Source organism: Corynebacterium sp. MSK004 (genome assembly GCF_030232515.1).
In the GTDB taxonomy this organism is placed as follows: Bacteria; Actinomycetota; Actinomycetes; order Mycobacteriales; family Mycobacteriaceae; genus Corynebacterium; species Corynebacterium hesseae.
The window spans coordinates 112,606-129,597 of record NZ_JASPKB010000010.1 but is presented as its reverse complement, the minus strand read 5'-3'; the positions used below and the strand labels follow the sequence as shown (position 1 = coordinate 129,597).

Below are 16,992 nucleotides of genomic sequence, written 5' to 3'. Positions count from 1 at the left end.
AACAGGAGGCTGGCAAAGTCAGAAGATTTTAAATCATTTACGCCCAAACAACTTATGTTATTTACAATGACGCCGCTAAAGGAAAAGCGCCATCCGGCATACACCAACCGTGATACGCATACGGCGTATCACAGCCACAATGAATAAAATCAACCAACACAAAAGTACATTGGCACACTATTGAGTTCTCAAACATCGTTCGCACACTCAGCGCAATGAATCTTTATCATTCACCGTCTTGAGCGGCTGGAGTTCACACTCTAGTAAACAAGTTTAAACCTTGTCAACTGGGAGTTAATCTCCGTGTCACCAGCGTCTCGCGGCGACTTCGATAAATATACGCACACCCCCAACAAACAACAAATCCCCAGGTATTCATGCTTTTTCGAGCAGTTCTTATCCCGGTTGTGAATCGCAGGTCTAGAAAAACGACGAATCCCGCCGCACAAGGCGGCGGGATAGGCATGGTCTGCTCCGACTAAGAAGACCGGTTGTTAGCTGAGCTTGGCACCGGCGAAGTTCTTCTTTCCTCGTCGCAGAACAAGCCACGAACCGTGAAGCAGATCCGTAGCGTCCGGCTCCCACTCATCAGACTCAATGCGCTTGTTGTTGACGTACGCGCCACCTTCCTTGATGGTGCGTCGGGCAGCGCCCTTCGAATCGGCCAAGCCAGCGGCAACCAACAAATCAACAATGGTTCGCGGCTCCCCTGCGGAAATCTCTGCCACAGTGGTCTCAGACAAGGCACCAGCCAGGGTATTTTCGTCCAAATCAGTGAGCTCAGCTTTGCCGAACAGTGCCTGCGCTGCTAGCTCCACAGCCTTCGTAGCCTCTTCACCGTGCACCAATGTGGTCATCTCCTGGGCCAACCTGCGCTGCGCTTCACGACGGAATGGTTCGTCCGCGACCTTCTGTTCGTAGGAAGCAATCTCTTCCTGATCAAGGAAGGTGAACCAACGCAGGTAGTCGATGACCACAGAGTCGCCAGCGTTTAGGAAGTACTGGTACCACGCGTACGGGGACGTCTTCTCCGGATCCAACCACAGCTTTCCGCCACCGGTGGATTTACCGAACTTCTGCCCCTGGGCGTCCGTAACCAACGGAACGGTAAGGCCGTGAACCTTCGCACCGTTGACACGTCGGTTGAGATCCACGCCGGATACGATGTTGCCCCACTGGTCGCCACCGCCGATCTGCAGGACACAATTCAGCTCGTTATGCAGGTGCACGTAGTCGTTGGACTGAAGCAGCATGTAGGAGAACTCAGTGTACGAGATTCCGTCGGACTCCAAGCGACGCTTGACCGTGTCACGGTCCAGCATCGTATTCAAAGAAAAGTTCTTTCCCACGTCGCGCAGGAAGTCAATGACAGACATCTGAGAAGTCCAGTCCGCGTTGTTGACCATGGTCGCCGCGTTCTCACCCTCGAAGTCAATGAACTGGCGCAGCTGCTTCTTGATAGCCACCATATTCTCATTGATGGTCTCCTGCGAAAGCATGGAGCGCTCCCCCACATCCCGCGGGTCGCCGATTTGCCCCGTAGCGCCACCAGCGAGGGCGATTGGGTGATGCCCGGCCTTTTGAAAACGGCGCAGCATAATCATCGGCACCAAGTGGCCCGCGTGCAAGGAGTCACCCGTGGGGTCGAAACCGCAATATAGAGTGATGGGTTCCTCGCAAGCCGCGCGGAGGGCGTCGAGATCTGTGGACTGGTTAATGAGGCCGCGCCACTGCAGCTCATCAATGATGTTCATGGAGGCTCCTTTTACTTCGATTCCGGCTGGACGGGATAAGTGTTCGCAAAGACCACTAAATTCGCGGGATGCGTCTTAGGCATCGTCGTCAGTTGGCGGCCACGGTGTTGCGTGATCGGCCAGCATGACGGGAATACCGTTTTCAATGGGATAGGCCACCCCTAGCCGGTCATTGACCAGTACCTGTTCTTCTTCCAGGTAGTTCAGCGGGCCTTTGTCCTGCGGACACACCAAAATGTCGAGCAGCTTCGGATCAAGACTCATACCCGCCAACCCTACACCTCCTTGGAATCTGCAGAAGGAGTGGTCCCACCAAATTGCAGCTTCAGCGCCATGGAGTGATCCTGCAGGCCACGGACCGAGTTCTGGGCAATGGCGTCACGAATCTCCGTCATCTCTCGATTGAGTATCCCCAGCGCCTCAGTTACCTCTTTGACCGCTGCGGGCTCGTTGAGTTCCGTTACTTCTAAATAGGACTTCACCAAACTGCTCGAGTGCTCCTCAATCATGTCGCGGACAAGGGACTGCTGACTTGGGGCATCATCGAGCCTGTCCCAGTTGTTGAGCACCCACGTTGCCGAGGCGTCGAACTCCGTCCACGCGCGATCTACGGGCGCCGGAGTGTCTCGGTGGTGCAGGCTGTAGCGAGTGCTCTTCAGGCTTGTGGTCAGCCGGTCCGCCTCAGACACCGGAGGGGCCGGAAGCTCCTTGCCCTGCCTCTCCGGCGGGATGAGAAATCCGGCTGCCGCGCCGCAGCTGGCCGCCACGATTGGCCAAAGGAATCCCAGGCCGCCGCCAGTGAGGAAGTGCAAGGCAGCGACGAGCACCGTCACTACAACTGCGGCAATTACCTTGCGAGGGGTTACGTCGTCCATGGATGCCTGCCTTCCTTGACAATGGAGAGGGTGATTTACTGATAAGCGCGAATTTCTTCGAAGGCCCCGGCCAGATCACCGTCGATGGCGTTGAAGGTTTTGCCGCCGGTGAGTTGGGCTAGCTCCTCCATCTCTTGAACATTGGCTTCACCGTACAAGATGACGAACACCGGGATATCCTTCTTGTCCGGTGGGAGCTGTTCATACGCCTCCTTAAACTGAGCAAAGGTTCGGCCGCGAGTGACCTCACCGTCGGTCATGAGCACCACGGTGCCAATATCGCCGTCGCCAGTGCTCAGCTCATCAAAGGCTTTAAGCACTGAGTCGAACGTGGCGGTTTCTCCGTCGGCCTGCAAATCCTCTACTCGATCCGCCAGTTCTTTGACCGAGCCCATGTTTTCGGTATCCATCACCGCGCGGGTCACTGGCTGAGGTTCGGACGAGTACGGCATGAGCTTGATTTGCTCGCGGTTACGGAAGGCAACCTGGCCTTGTTCTGCGGTATTGCCGTCCGCAGAGCCGTCGATAAGCGGGCGCAAGCTGCTCTTGAGAAGCTCGATACGCTCACCTTCCATAGAACCCGAGGTATCCAGCACAAGAGACGTGTTGCCGGGTTTGCGCAGCTCGTGGGCGAATGCGGCCTCCAGCGCCTGTGCAGTCTTCTCGTTAGCGGGATAAGGAAGCTCGAACATGGTGCCCGGCAGATCGGAATTGTCCACACGCAGGTGGTAGCTCTTCAGCAGCTGGGAAGAATCACGCAACCAATCAGCCAACGCCTGCACCTTAGCTTCTGCGTCATCGTCTGGGGAGCTATGAAGGGCCGTGAGTGGATAATCCGCGGAAATGACACCATCGGAAGGAATGACCACTTGTAGGTCTGCGCCTTCGTCCTGGAGCTGATAGAGCACGGATTCGTAGTTAATAATCGCGTCCGCTTGCTCCGGATGCTCGCGGAAGCGATCCGCCAACCACCCCGAGGAGCCAGAGGTGAGCGTCTGATTACCAAACAGGTCTTGGACCTTGTCCGAAGCCTTGTAGATATCCTCCTCCGTTAGCGCTCGGCCAGTGTCCGCGAAAGCGGTGGTGGCCGCAGACAAGGCGGAGAAACCCGAGTTCGACGTTGATGGGTCGGTCATCCCAAAGGTGATACCTGAATCTGAAATCTCCTGCCAGGTCGGCTGCGTGGTGTCCCATCCGTGCTTGCGTGCGATATCCTTATGCACGCCCAACGCCACAGGTGAGCGCGCGACGCTGAATTCCTTTCCCAACTTGCTATCGGCACCAATGATGCGGGCGTAGCGGTTGGTGGCGAACCACGTGGCGTCATAGTGACGGTCAAAGGTTCCTTGTTGCAGCGAACGGGAGTTCTCCAACGTGCCTGACTCCGTGGTCATGGTGATATCAAAGCCGAGCTCCTCGGAGGCCTGTTCCAGGACCGGCTCCAGCGGTGCAAGCTCCGTTGCGGCGACAATCTTCAGGTCACCGTCTTGCTCTTGCTCGCTTGAGGTTGAGTCGTCGAGCCAACTGTTTCCACTGACAGCGGAACAAGCAGCAAGAGTCATCATGCACGACACGGCGACGAATGCCTTCAGGGATCGCAACATTCACATCATCCTTTCCGGGAGTTCGTTTCCCGTGATTAATCCCAGCTCTTGCTGAATGGCTTCAAAGTCTTGCCAAGACGTGGGAGGTTGTTGAGTTGGCAGAGGGAGAGGGCTGTACTCCACGTCGGCGACCAGCTTGTCGAAGATGCTGGTCGGCTCCGTGCGGTATCCCTGCATCGCGGCAACACCTTGAATTGAACGGTCACTCACGGCGGCGGCGAAAGCCTCACCTTCCTCCGTTTGCGGGACGACGGTGGAGGTCAGCATTGCACCTGGGACGAGAGCTAAGGGAGTGTAGTCCTTGAGCTTCGTACTGCCCTCAGAATCTGATTGCTTTATAAGTTCGGCTACGTACTCGGCTTCGGTGGCCAACACCATGGGCATCTCGCCCTTCCCAAGACGCAGGTAGGTATCAAAAATTCCCTGCGTGCTAGCCTCTCCGTGTCCTTGACCGACGAGTAGTCGCTGCATGGCATCATCACCGCCTGCTCCTCCCCCGACGGAACGAATCAGGGCGGCATACTGCAGAGCTGCATTGGATTCGCGGAGGCTGGGAACCGCAACATCGACAACGCGAGGAGATCCAAAAGACGGGCTAATATCGCGCCAGCGTGTGCCTTCCTTTGACATCTCGTTCAATTTTGCAAGATCGAGGGACTTGTTACCGCCGTTGTCAACCACCAAGCCTTGAGATTCCATATCACCCACCAAATCCGTATAGACCAGTGCGATGAGTGGCGTAGAGAATGCAACCACCGAGCCGGGGTCGGCCCCAGTGATGGTCGTGAATTTATCTTTCGTCTCAGCAACACGTGCCGCGCCATCCACGACGGGCATGACGAAGTCATAGTCAGGGTCGGGCCTGCTAGCAATCTCTACCAAGTCCTGGGGCGAGAAAACGTCATACGCCACCGAGATGCCAACCTCTGCAAATACTTGTTGCTGCTCCGCGGCTTTAAAAAACTCCTCATCTTCCGGACTGATGGCACCCTTCACGCGGAGGAGGTCGCGATGCGAGGAGGGCGAACTGGGAAAGCTAAAGCTGGGCATCGAAATCCAGCCACGCCCCACGACCACGGAGACGATAGCGACAACCAGGAAGGCGAGGGCTACGATAACTGACTTCTTTCGTCCACCCGGCTGTGCGCTACTCATGACCTAAATCATAAAAGGCACTCCGCCATGGTGCTCGACTTACCGATCGCGCACCCCCGATGCAGTCCCCCGCTGCTGCTATCCGAAAGCGGTTGCCTTAATAAGAACTGCAGAGATCAATGCGGCCACAGCGGGACAGAGAAAAGGGCGGCGACTCTGTCCCGACCATTGGGCTAAAGAAGCGAAGGCACGTTCGCGACCAATGAAAAGAGATCCTTAGGATCCTCCAGGTTGGCAATGATATCGATCTCTGACTCCAAGTCAGTGCCTCTTACAGAATCACGAAGGTAGCGAAGGGCAGAAAAGTCATTGATGGCGAATCCGACATCGTCGAAAAGCGTGATCTGGTCATCGCTTTCGCGGCCCGTCGCCTGCCCAGTAAGTACCTGGTAGAACTCGACCACTGGAAAGTCTGCCGGCTTCTGTTGAATCTCGCCCTCGATGCGCGTCTGTTCTGGGAACTCAACAAAGACCTTGGACTTGTCCAAGATTGAGCTCTCTAGCTCGGTCTTGCCCGGGCAGTCACCGCCGACCGCATTGAGGTGCACGCCAGGTGTGACGTGATGCTCGGCCAGGATTTGGTTCTGGGCTTTATCGGCCGTGCAGGTGGTGATGATGTCGGCGCCCTGTACGGCTTCATCAACACTTGAGCAAGCTGTGATGTTGAATCCCAATGGCTCCAAGTTTCGCTGGAACTTTTCTACTGCCTTCGGGTCAATGTCATAAATAGCGATGTCATCGATCCCCATTACACCGCGGAATGCAAGGGCCTGGAACTCTGACTGCGAGCCAGCCCCCACCATGGCCATACGCTTGGAGTCTTTTCTGGCTAGGTGCTTTGCCACCATGGCGGAGGTGGCCGCCGTGCGCAGTGCCGTAAGCAAAGTCATTTCGGCCTCGAACGTGGGGTAACCGTTGTCGACGTCAGCAAGCACGCCAAAAGCAGTTACCGTCTGAAAGCCACGTGCGGGGTTCGAAGGATGACCATTGACGTACTTGAAGGAGTACTCCTTGCCATTGGAGGTAGGCATGAGTTCGATGACGCCGAACGGGGTGTGAGAAGCCACGCGTGCGATTTTGTCGAATCGCTCCCATTCGCGGTAGTCCGCCTCAAGGTAGTCCACCATTCCGATAATGATGTTTTCTACTCCCTCACGCTGTATCCAGCGCGCCATATTCTCTACATCTACGAACTTGACAGCATGGTTCATTGCAATCTCCGATCTTGATTCTTGTATTAGTTCTTCGGGTGAAGGTCCGTCTGCGGCGCGGCTGGGAAGCGTGAGGTGGGAAGGTGCTTGGCCTTCCTCTCCGCCGCGATGGTGTAGATACGCTCACGCCAGGCAAACCACATGGCAGCGAACACCGGAATGAGAAGCAGCGTAGAGGCCAGAGCGAAGGTTCCGATTGGGTAGTCAAAAGCCATAAGGATAATGACCACCGCGATGAAGGCAAGCACAGACCAATCACCTGCTTGGCCGAAGGGCGAGCGATAATTTGGACGGGTATAGCGCCCCTTCTTTGCCAGGTGCACAAATTTGATGTGCGACATGGCCACGGCGGCCCACGACGCCAACGTGCCCAGCGCGGCCAGATTCAACACGATCTCGAAAGCCATCTCGGGCACCACATAGTTAAGAAACACACCAGCGAGACCGACGAAGGCGGCCATCACGATGCCTCCATAAGGAACGCCAGATTTGGACATGCGGGCACCGAATTTGGGCCCGGAGCCAGCAGTAGACATGTTGTACATGATGCGGCCCGTCGAATACAGACCGGCATTCAATGAGGAAATCGCAGCGGTGATTACCACCAGCTGGAAGATAGGCGCAGCATAACCTGCGCCAAGTGACTCAAAAAAGGTCACGAATGGCGATACTTCTGTGACGTAGGTGGTGTAGGGCAAAACCAGGGTCAGCAGCAGCACGCTGCCGAAATAAAAGACCACGATACGGAATAGAACACTATTCACCGCACGCGGAATATGCTTTTCGACGTCCTTTGTCTCACCCGACGTGGTACCTACCAACTCGATGCCTGCATAGGCAAAGACAACGCCCTGGATGACAATTACTGCAGGCAACAGGCCATTAGGAAGCCAACCACCGGCATCAGTAATAAGGCTGAACCCGGTTGGATCACCGTTGGGGTGGCCTAGTATGACCACACCGATCGCCACGACCATGAAGATGATCAGCGCAACGATCTTGATCATGGAGAACCAATACTCCAGTTCGCCAAAGATCTTCACCGAGAGCATGTTGAACAAAAGGATGCTACATACGACGCCGAGGGCGAGCAGCCACTGCGGAACCGCGTCCAACCACGAGGTATATTGCCCAAACCATTTGATGTAGATAGCCACCGCGGTACCATCCGCCACCAAGGTGGCTGCCCAATTTCCCCAGTAAAGCCAGCCCGTCACGAAGGCAGTCTTTTCACCGTAGAACTCACGCGCATAAGAGACGAAGGAACCCGAACTCGGGCGATACACGATGAGTTCGCCGAGCGAGCGCAGAATGATGTAGCCGAAGAATCCACACACCAAGTACAAGACGGCGAGGAACGGTCCCGCCGTTTGTAGGCGCCCGCCGGTGCCGAGCAGCAACCCGGTGCCGATGGCAGAGCCAATGGCAATCATCTGCAGCTGACGGTTGCTCATCCCCTTCTGCAGTCCGTGATCTTCCGAGGCATAGACCGCTTTCTCTTTTTCGTGCGACTCCGTGTTCGGTGGCCGAAGTAGTTCAGTCATCAGGGAGATAGTCCTTTCCGCGTTAAGAACGTGTCTTTGCTTCACATTCCCTAATGAAACGTTATAGCAACCTAATGAGATGCCCATCACTATCAACCCCCCACAGTGCTTCACAGCACATACGCACGCAGCTAAAACGAGCGGCCTCCCTACCCCCGCGCACAAAAGAACCGCATGGCCGAAAGCGGCCATGCGGTGACAAAGCTTGTTGAGACTAGCGCAGTGGAGTTTCTGCCCACTTCCGCGCGGCAGCAGCGCACTCACGAACCTTTTCACGCTGCTCCACCACACGCACACCGGCGGTGCCGCCCTTGGTAGAACGTGAGGCCACTGCCCCATCGATGGTGAGAACTTCGCGAACCTCGGGGAGCAGGCGCTTATCGACGCCCGCCAGCTCCTCATCCGTGAGGTCCACCAGGTCAACACCCCGAGCTTCCGCGATTTGCACGCAAGCACCGGAAGCCTCGTGCGCTTCGCGGAAGGGAACGCCCTGGCGCACCATCCACTCGGCCAAATCAGTAGCCAAAGTGAAGCCGCGGGGGGCGAGCTCACGCATGCGATCTTCGTGGAAGGTCAGGGTCTCAATAAGGCCGGTCATAGCCGGTAGCAGCAGGTTGAGCTGTGCCACCGAATCCACGATGGGTTCCTTATCCTCCTGTAGGTCACGGTTGTAAGCCAGAGGCTGCGCCTTCAACGTGGAGAGCAATCCGGTGAGGTTGCCGATGAGACGACCTGTCTTGCCACGGGTCAGCTCCGGAACGTCCGGATTCTTCTTTTGCGGCATGATCGAAGAGCCAGTAGACCAGGCATCGTCCAGAGTGACGTAGCCATACTCTGGAGTGCACCAGTAGATGATCTCCTCGGAAAGACGGGACATATCGACGGCAATCTGAGTAAGGACGAAGGCCGTTTCAGAAGCAAAGTCACGCGCTGCCGTTCCATCCAGAGAGTTCTCTGCGGAGGAATCAAAGCCGAGCTCCTCAGCAATGGCTTCCGGGTCCAAGTGCAGCGAAGAGCCGGCGAGCGCACCCGAGCCATAAGGTGACACAGCCAGGCGCTTATCCAGATCCTGAAGGCGCTCAATATCACGCAGCAACGGCTGCGCGTGAGCGAGCAGTTCGTGTGCCAACAAGACCGGCTGCGCTGCCTGGGAGTGGGTCTTACCCGGCATGATCGCATCCGGGTGAGCTTCGGCTTGACCAGCCAAGGCCTCCACCAAGTCAGTGACCTGGAGTGCGATATCGCGAATGGCGTCACGAATCCACATCCGGAACAGGGTGGCTACCTGGTCGTTACGGGAGCGGCCGGCACGCAAGCGCCCGCCTACCTCGGGGCCAACGATGTCGATAAGCCCGCGTTCCATGGCCCCGTGCACGTCCTCGTCGGTCGGCAGCGGCCCAAACTCGCCGGAGGCAACCTTCTCCCCCAGCTCACTGAGCCCAGAGAGCATGGTGTCCAAGTCGGCGTCGGAAAGCAGGCCCGCCTTGTGCAGTACCTTGGCATGAGCCTTGGAGGCTAGCACGTCATAGGGCGCCAGCACCCAGTCGAAGTGGGTAGATACGGACAGGGCAAACATCGCCTCGGAGGGGCCGCCCGAAAAGCGGCCGCCCCACAGCGCACCTTCATTGGTCTTGTGCATCGATTCCTTACCTTGGCTTAGTTGTTCTACTTGCCCGTGGGGAAACCGCCGTCGCGGTCACGCTGGTTAGAGATTTGCGTCGACAGGCCGTGCAGCTGGACAAAGCCCTTGGCAGCGGTCTGGTCGAACGTATCGCCGGTGTCATAAGTGGCCAGGTCGAAGGAGTACAGGGACTGACCCGAACGGCGGCCATTTACGGTGGCGGTACCAGCATGCAGAACCATGCGGATATCGCCGGTGACGTTCTCCTGGGTGGACTCGGTGAAGGCATCCAACGAGCGCTTCAGCGGAGAGAACCAGAGGCCGTCGTAGACCTCCTCGGACCAGCGGGCGTCCGTGAGGCGCTTGTAGCGGGCCAGCTCGCGTTCCACGGTGACATCTTCCAATGCCTCGTGGGCCTTGATGAGAACCATGGCGCCAGGGGCCTCGTAGACCTCGCGGGACTTGATGCCCACCAGGCGGTCCTCCACCATATCGAGACGGCCAATACCCTGCGCACCGGCGCGGCGGTTGAGCTCCTCGATAGCCTGAAGGACGGTCACCGGCTTGCCATCGATAGCGGTGGGAACACCCTTATCAAAGGTGATGGTCACCTCGTCCGGGGCATTGCCCAAGTCCGGCTGCTCGGTATAAGCGTAGAGGTCCTTTGTCGGCGGGTTCCACAGATCTTCCAGGAAGCCGGTCTCGACCGCACGGCCCCAGACATTCTGGTCAATGGAGAACGGGGAGGCAGCGGACTGCTCGATGGGAAGGTTGATTTCCTCGGCAAAGGCGATGGCCTTGTCGCGAGTCCAGGCATAGTCACGCGCGGGAGCAATGATTTCCAGGGTGGGATCCAGCGCGCGGAAGGAAACCTCGAAACGCACCTGGTCGTTACCCTTGCCGGTGCAGCCGTGCGAAACATGGGTACCACCGTGGGCCTGAGCGGCCTCTACGAGGTGCTTGACGATGAGCGGGCGCGAGATAGCAGACACCAGCGGGTACTGCTTCATGTACATGCCGTTCGCCTTGATGGTGGGCAAGCAGTACTCTTCTGCGAACTCATCCTTTGCGTCGACAACGATGGACTCGACAGCACCGCAGTCGAGAGCGCGCTGACGCACGGAGTCCATATCCTCGCCGCCCTGGCCCAGGTCAAGGGACACGGCGATAACCTCGCCACCGGTCATCTTGGCCAGGTAGGGAATGGCGACAGATGTATCCAGACCGCCAGAGTAGGCAAGCACAACGCGTGCAGTCATAGTATTTGCTCCTTTAAGACAAACAGGTGCTAAAAATCGAACTGATTTATATTATACAGACTTACGTATAAATGTTAAATGCTGCGGTTGGTGAGCTTCTCCGCCAGCTCCCGGCCCCCTAATCCCTCACGGGCGAGGACGAAGATGGTGTCATCGCCCGCGATGCAACCGACGACATCCGGCAAGCCCACGCGGTCGATGAAAGATGCCAAATACTGCGCGGCACCCGCGGGGGTGCGCAACATCGCAATATTGCCGGAGTAGTCATGCGACACCACGAGCTCATCGAGCATGCGGCGTAGCTTTTCACGCGGACCGTTGAGTTGGTCTTCGAACTGCTCCAGCTCGCCGCCCACAACGTAGAAGGAACGGCCACCATCGCGTTTTACCTTTTTAGCGCCCAGCTCGTCGAGATCACGCGACAACGTAGCTTGCGTGATGTCAATTCCCTCATCAAGCAAAAGCTCAGAGAGCTGAACTTGGCTCGTGACCCGAGTGCGGTCGAGTATCTCCAGAATCTTGGCCTGGCGGGCATTGCGCGTAGTTGGGGTCGTCGTCATTCGTCTACTTCTCCTCCTGAGCTGCAAGAAGCCACACGAGTAGCGCCTTCTGTGCGTGGAGGCGGTTCTCCGCCTCGTCGAAAACGCGGGATTGTGGTCCGTCAATGACCTCTGCAGTTACTTCATTGCCGCGGTAAGCAGGCAAGCAGTGCAGGAAGATCGCCCCTTCCTTGGCGCGTGCCATGACTTCCGAGGTGACCTGGTAGGGCAGGAACGGGGTCCGGCGGTCCTTGCCATCATCTTCCTGGCCCATCGACACCCACGTATCGGTGATGACAACATCGGCGCCGTCGACGCCGTCGAGGGAATCGGTCACGGTCACCGTGCCGCGCTTGCGTGCGCGTTCCACAAACTCCGGCTGCGGCTGGAAACCTTCCGGCGCAACAATCGTCATCTCCATGCCCGCGGTTGCAAAACCCAGCATGTAGGAGTTGGCCATGTTGTTATTGCCATCGCCGAGGTAGACGGCCTTAAGGCCGGTCAGCTCGCCAAAATTCTCGCGGCAGGTCACCAAATCCGCCAGGATCTGGCACGGGTGCAGGTCATCGGACAGAGCGTTGACGATGGGTACCGTCGCGGTTTCAGCCATCTCTAGCAGGTTTTGGTGCGCGTAGGTGCGCCAGACAATTGCCTCGACAAACCGGGAGAGAACAGCAGCGGTGTCCTGGTACGTCTCGCCTTTGCCCATCTGCGTGGACTTTGTCTCCGTGACGATGGCGTGCCCGCCCAGGTGAGCAATTCCCGCCTCGAAGGAGAATCGCGTGCGCGTCGACGTCTTGTCAAAAAGAACCGCGACCGACTTCGGGCCCTCCAGCGGACGCTCGGAGAAGGGGTCCTTCTTCAGCTTCAAGGCAAGGTCCAAGACCTCTGCTTGTTCCTCCGGTGTGAGGTCGTCATCTGCCAAGAAATGGCGCACGCTCATCCTATTTCCTCCAGTACCTTATGCAGGCGATCGATTGCTTGCGTGAGTTCCTCATCGGTGATCACCAACGGCGGGGTCAAGCGCAAGACCTCGCTGCTTGGGGCGTTGAGGATGAGACCGTGGTCCAAGCCTGCAGCCACAACGTCCTTAGCCACCGATTTATTTAATACAACACCTAGCATAAGCCCTCGGCCCCTGACTGACTGCACCGCCGGGATTTTGGCCACCTCACTGCGCAGCCACTCCCCCTTTCGGGCGACGTCGGCGAGGAAGGGGTCGTCGACAAGCTCCAGCACCGTTGCGGCGGCCGCACAGGAGACGGGATTTCCGCCAAACGTCGTGCCGTGGGAACCCGGGGTGAAGAGATCCTTAGCCTGTCCACGGGCAATGGTGGCGCCGATCGGCATACCCGCGCCCAAGCCCTTAGCCATGGTGATGACGTCTGGAAGAACGCCCTCATGTTGGAAGGCAAAGAAATCGCCGGTGCGGCCCACACCAGTTTGAACCTCATCGACAATCATGAGGATGCCGTGCTTGGTACAGAGTTCCCTCACGGCGCGCAGGAATCCATCGGGCGCTGGAATCACACCGGTCTCCCCTTGGATGGGTTCCAGAATGATGGCAGCGGTATCTTCCGGGTTCTGTTCCACCAAGGTGGTCAAGTAGTCAATGTCGCCGTAGGTATAGAACTCCACTCCGCCTGGGAAAGGTTCGAAGGCCTTGCGCTTGGCAGGTTGCCCGGTCATGGCGAGAGAGCCCATCGTCCTGCCATGGAAACCGTGGTGCGCAGCGAGGATGCGGCGGCGGCCGGTCAAGCGTGCCAGCTTAAAGGCAGCCTCATTGGCTTCCGCCCCGGAGTTTGAGAAAAAGACACGGGCCTCGCTATCCCCCACTTTCTCCAGAAGTTTGCCGGCAGCCTCGACGACGGGTTTGCTGGCAAAGAGGTTGGAGACATGGCCAACGGTCGCCACCTGGGCGCTGACCGCCTCGACGATGGCCGGGTGGGCATAGCCCAGCGAGTTCACCGCAATGCCGGCGAGCATATCGATGTATTCTTTACCGTCTTCATCGGTCACCGTGGCGCCCTTGCCGGACACGATGGCCACGGGTGGGGTGCCGTAGGTGTTGCTGAGCACTTGCCCCCAGCGTTGCGTCAATGTGGTCTGCGCGGTCATTTCTTATCGTCCTTCCTGAAGACTGTTCCTTCTGGGTAGTCCTCACGGTTGTAATCATTGGGCAGCACCATCGTGCCGATGCCGCCCGTAGTAAGCAGCTCCAATAGCACGGCGTGGGCGATACGCCCGTCGATGACGTGGGCGGCGCTCACATCTCCCTCGACAGCCATAAGGCAGGACTCCATCTTCGGAATCATGCCCGAATCCAGGCCTGGGAGCAGGGCTTTGAGTTTGTCGACCTCAATTTTCGACACCAGTGAATCGCGATTGGGCCAGTCGGTGTACAGGCCCTCCACATTGGTGAGGATGACAAGGCGCTCAGCACCCAGTGCTCGTGCCAATGCACCGGCGGCGATATCCGCGTTGATGTTGTAGACCTCGCCGTCATTTCCGGGAGCGATGGTCGAGACCACCGGAATGCGCCCAGCCTCGATGATGTCCATGACGGCGGAGGGATCGACGCTGACGATGTCTCCCACCATGCCGATATCGGTGGGCTCGCCGTCGACGTCGACAAGCCGCTTGCGGGCTTTAAACAGACCCGCGTCCTCACCGGAGGTTCCCACGGCGTAGGGACCGTGGGAGTTGATGAGATTCACCAGACCGCGACCCACCTGGCCGAAAAGAACCATGCGGACCACGTCCATGATTTCCGGGGTGGTCACGCGGAAACCGCCCTTGAATTCTCCTTCAATGCCCAGCTTGCCCAGCATCTCATTGATCTGCGGGCCCCCGCCGTGCACCACCACGGGCTTAGCGCCCACGGTGCGCAGGAAAACCATGTCAGCGGCGAAGGCGGCCTTGAGCGAGTCATCCACCATCGCGTTGCCGCCGTACTTCACGACGACGATCTTGTCGCGGTAGTGCTGCAGCCACGGCAAGGCTTCCGCGAGCACAGTGGCGCGGTCTACATTGCTGAGTCCCTGAATCATCTTTCCTCCCTGCTTCTCTTAGGAGCTGTACGCGGAGTTGATCTCCACGTAGTCGTGGGACAAGTCGGTGGTGCGCACGAAAGCGGTACCGCTTCCACCAGTACCTAGGTCAACGCGTACGTCAATGTCAGCCCCGGAAAGGTCAACATCACGCGCGCCGGGCGCGCCGGTGGAGCCAACGCACACAGCCTGGTCATTGAAGAACACCGAGATGTTCTCCGGATCCATATCAGCATCCGCCATGCCCACTGCGGCGAGCACGCGACCCCAGTTGGGATCCGAGCCGAACATCGCACACTTGAAAAGGTTGTCGCGCCCCAAGGTGCGCGCGGCGTTCAGCGCCTGTTCATCGGTGGAGGTTCCTTCGACCGTGATCTTCACGCGCTTGGTCACCCCCTCGGCATCTGCCTGGAGCTGATCCGCGATATCGGAACACACCGCCAGAACAGCAGTATCCAGCTCTTCCTGGCTAGGCTCTACACCGGAAGCGCCAGAAGCCAGGATGATGACCGTGTCATTGGTGGAGGTCGAGCCGTCAACGTCAAGCGTGTTGAAGGTCTGATCACTAGCAATCTGCAGGGCCGAACGCAAGGCTTGTGGGGAGGCCACGGCATCCGTCGTCACGCATACCAACATGGTGGCCAGAGAGGGAGCCATCATGCCCACACCCTTGCCCATGGCGCCCATGCTCCAACCCTCGGCCTTAAAGAGCGATTCTTTGACCACGGTATCGGTGGTCATGATTGCCTCCGCGGCGGCCTGACCGTGCGATTCATCAGAACCGAGATCCCCGGCAACCGCTTCGATACCGGCCAATGCCTTCTCCATGGGAAGCAGCTCTCCGATAAGACCCGTCGAGCACGCCGCGATGTTGGCTGCGGGGATATCCGTGTGCTCGGAGACAGCGGCTACCATCGCCGCCGCATCCTTGTCCCCTTGCACGCCGTTGCAGGCATTCGCGTTGCCTGAGTTATAAATGACTGCTTGGATGACACCGTCCGCTACCGCTGCACGGGAAAGCTTCACGGGAGCAGCCACCACGCGGTTACGGGTAAACACTGCGGCTGCATCAAAGTTGGGACCTTGATTGACCACGAGGGCCATATCCGGCTTTCCGGAGGGCTTAATCCCAGCCGTCGTGGCGCCAGCGAGGAAGCCGGCGGGTGCGGTAATCATTTCTGTCTTCTCCTTGTCTAAGCGGAACTACAGTTCCAGCGGGATTGCGTAGCGCGAGGAACGCGCGGGCGAGTATTGGGTTATCTAGGGGGCGACGGCTGCCTGCGGCAGGCCCAGAGTTTCCTCCCAGCCCAAGGTGAGGTTCATACACTGAACGGCTGCGCCGGCGGTGCCCTTGCATAGGTTGTCTAAAGCCGCAGTGATGACAAGACGGTTAGCGCGCTCATCCACGTGTGCCTGAATATGAACCATGTTGCTGCCCACCACGTTCTGGGTTTGCGGTTGCTGACCTTCCGGAAGCACAAGGCAAAATGGCTCGTCGGCGTAGAACTCACGGAAAGCCTGGGCAACGCTGCGCTTATCGACGCCCCCCTTCAGCGGCGCCGTAATCGTGGCCAAAATGCCGCGCGGCAGAGGGGCAAGCACCGGAGTAAAACTCACGGACACCGGCTCCTGGGTAAAGGGTTGCAGGTTCTGCAGGACTTCCGGGGTGTGGCGGTGGGTGCCACCCGGCTTGTAGGCCTTGAGGTTGCCCATTGTCTCCGCGCCCAACTGAGCCACGGAGGCCTTCTTACCGGCTCCGGATACGCCGGTAATCGCGATGACGGACAGGTCTGGCTCAATTAGCCCTTGCGCCACGGCAGGAAGGGCCCCCAGGGTAATCGTGGTGGGAAAACACCCTGGAACAGCCACGCGGTTGCTGCCCTTGAGCTTCTCGCGGTTGCCGGGAACTTCCGGGATCCCGTAGGGCCACGCGCCGGCATACTCACCGCCATAGAATGCATCCCAATCTTCTTTGTTGCGGAGGCGGAAATCGGCGGCACAATCGATGACGGTGACGGACTCCCCCAGCTGACGGCCAATCTCCGCCGAATGCCCGTGCGGCAAACCGAGGAATACGATGTCATGGCCGGCGAGGACTTCTGGGGTGGTGTCCTCGATAACACGGTCTGCCAACTGCGGCAGATGCGGCATGAGTTCGGAGACTCGCTGGCCAGCATTGGAGTGCCCCGTGAGCGCGCCAATGCGCAGATCACCTGAAAGGTACGCTGGGTGCGACAGCAAGAGGCGTAGAATCTCGCTCCCTGCATAACCTGTGGCTCCGGCGATTGCTACTGAAATACTCATGCAGCCACCCTAGCAAATAATGCAGTCGGCCGTATGTTATTCAAAAACAGCCGCGATATTTCTTCATTCCATGAAC

The 16,992-nt window shown here is 58.2% G+C and carries 15 protein-coding genes; all 15 read right to left on the bottom strand.

All coding sequences use genetic code 11. The annotated features are described in order from the left end of the window. Positions 1-494: 494 nt before the first annotated feature. Complete coding sequence (tyrS, locus tag QP999_RS12035) at positions 495-1,754, bottom strand: tyrosine--tRNA ligase (protein WP_070523122.1); 1,260 nt, start codon at positions 1,752-1,754, stop codon at positions 495-497. Between the two features lie 75 nt (positions 1,755-1,829). Then, positions 1,830-2,018: a Trm112 family protein gene (locus tag QP999_RS12030; RefSeq protein WP_070523125.1), complete on the bottom strand. Its 189-nt coding sequence runs from the start codon at positions 2,016-2,018 to the stop codon at positions 1,830-1,832. A gap of 11 nt (positions 2,019-2,029) precedes the next feature. Beyond that, on the bottom strand, positions 2,030-2,629 hold the full coding sequence (locus QP999_RS12025; RefSeq protein ID WP_070683474.1) for a hypothetical protein: 600 nt from the start codon (positions 2,627-2,629) through the stop codon (positions 2,030-2,032). A gap of 35 nt (positions 2,630-2,664) precedes the next feature. Beyond that, positions 2,665-4,233 (bottom strand): vWA domain-containing protein, encoded by a 1,569-nt coding sequence (locus QP999_RS12020; RefSeq protein ID WP_070523133.1) that lies wholly within the window; start codon positions 4,231-4,233, stop codon positions 2,665-2,667. Further along, positions 4,234-5,388, bottom strand: coding sequence for a hypothetical protein (locus QP999_RS12015; RefSeq protein WP_269948140.1), 1,155 nt, complete (start codon positions 5,386-5,388; stop codon positions 4,234-4,236). 173 nt (positions 5,389-5,561) lie between these two features. Continuing rightward, positions 5,562-6,599 carry an ornithine cyclodeaminase gene (gene ocd / locus QP999_RS12010; RefSeq protein WP_284848380.1) on the bottom strand — a complete coding sequence of 346 codons (1,038 nt, stop codon included), beginning with the start codon at positions 6,597-6,599 and terminating at the stop codon, positions 5,562-5,564. A gap of 26 nt (positions 6,600-6,625) precedes the next feature. After that, complete coding sequence (locus QP999_RS12005; RefSeq protein WP_154736886.1) at positions 6,626-8,143, bottom strand: amino acid permease; 1,518 nt, start codon at positions 8,141-8,143, stop codon at positions 6,626-6,628. A gap of 214 nt (positions 8,144-8,357) precedes the next feature. Then, complete coding sequence (argH, locus tag QP999_RS12000) at positions 8,358-9,782, bottom strand: argininosuccinate lyase (RefSeq protein WP_070529939.1); 1,425 nt, start codon at positions 9,780-9,782, stop codon at positions 8,358-8,360. A 26-nt stretch (positions 9,783-9,808) separates the two neighbouring features. After that, positions 9,809-11,023 (bottom strand): argininosuccinate synthase, encoded by a 1,215-nt coding sequence (locus QP999_RS11995; protein WP_070529937.1) that lies wholly within the window; start codon positions 11,021-11,023, stop codon positions 9,809-9,811. A 74-nt stretch (positions 11,024-11,097) separates the two neighbouring features. Further along, complete coding sequence (locus QP999_RS11990) at positions 11,098-11,583, bottom strand: arginine repressor (RefSeq protein ID WP_070529935.1); 486 nt, start codon at positions 11,581-11,583, stop codon at positions 11,098-11,100. A gap of 4 nt (positions 11,584-11,587) precedes the next feature. After that, positions 11,588-12,505, bottom strand: a complete 918-nt coding sequence (gene argF, locus QP999_RS11985) for an ornithine carbamoyltransferase (protein ID WP_144014974.1) — start codon at positions 12,503-12,505, stop codon at positions 11,588-11,590. Further along, the gene (locus QP999_RS11980) at positions 12,502-13,680 is read right to left on the bottom strand and encodes an acetylornithine transaminase (protein ID WP_284848379.1); all 1,179 of its coding nucleotides are present in this window, start codon (positions 13,678-13,680) and stop codon (positions 12,502-12,504) included. The genes argF and QP999_RS11980 overlap by 4 nt, the downstream gene beginning before the upstream one ends. Next, entirely contained in the window at positions 13,677-14,612 is a 936-nt protein-coding gene (gene argB, locus QP999_RS11975; protein ID WP_070529928.1) for an acetylglutamate kinase, read from the bottom strand. Before argB ends, QP999_RS11980 begins: the two co-directional genes overlap by 4 nt. Before the next feature lie 18 nt (positions 14,613-14,630). Continuing rightward, complete coding sequence (argJ, locus tag QP999_RS11970) at positions 14,631-15,788, bottom strand: bifunctional glutamate N-acetyltransferase/amino-acid acetyltransferase ArgJ (RefSeq protein WP_070529926.1); 1,158 nt, start codon at positions 15,786-15,788, stop codon at positions 14,631-14,633. Positions 15,789-15,872: 84 nt separating this feature from the next. Next, positions 15,873-16,916: an N-acetyl-gamma-glutamyl-phosphate reductase gene (gene argC, locus QP999_RS11965; protein WP_070529924.1), complete on the bottom strand. Its 1,044-nt coding sequence runs from the start codon at positions 16,914-16,916 to the stop codon at positions 15,873-15,875. Positions 16,917-16,992: the final 76 nt, after the last annotated feature.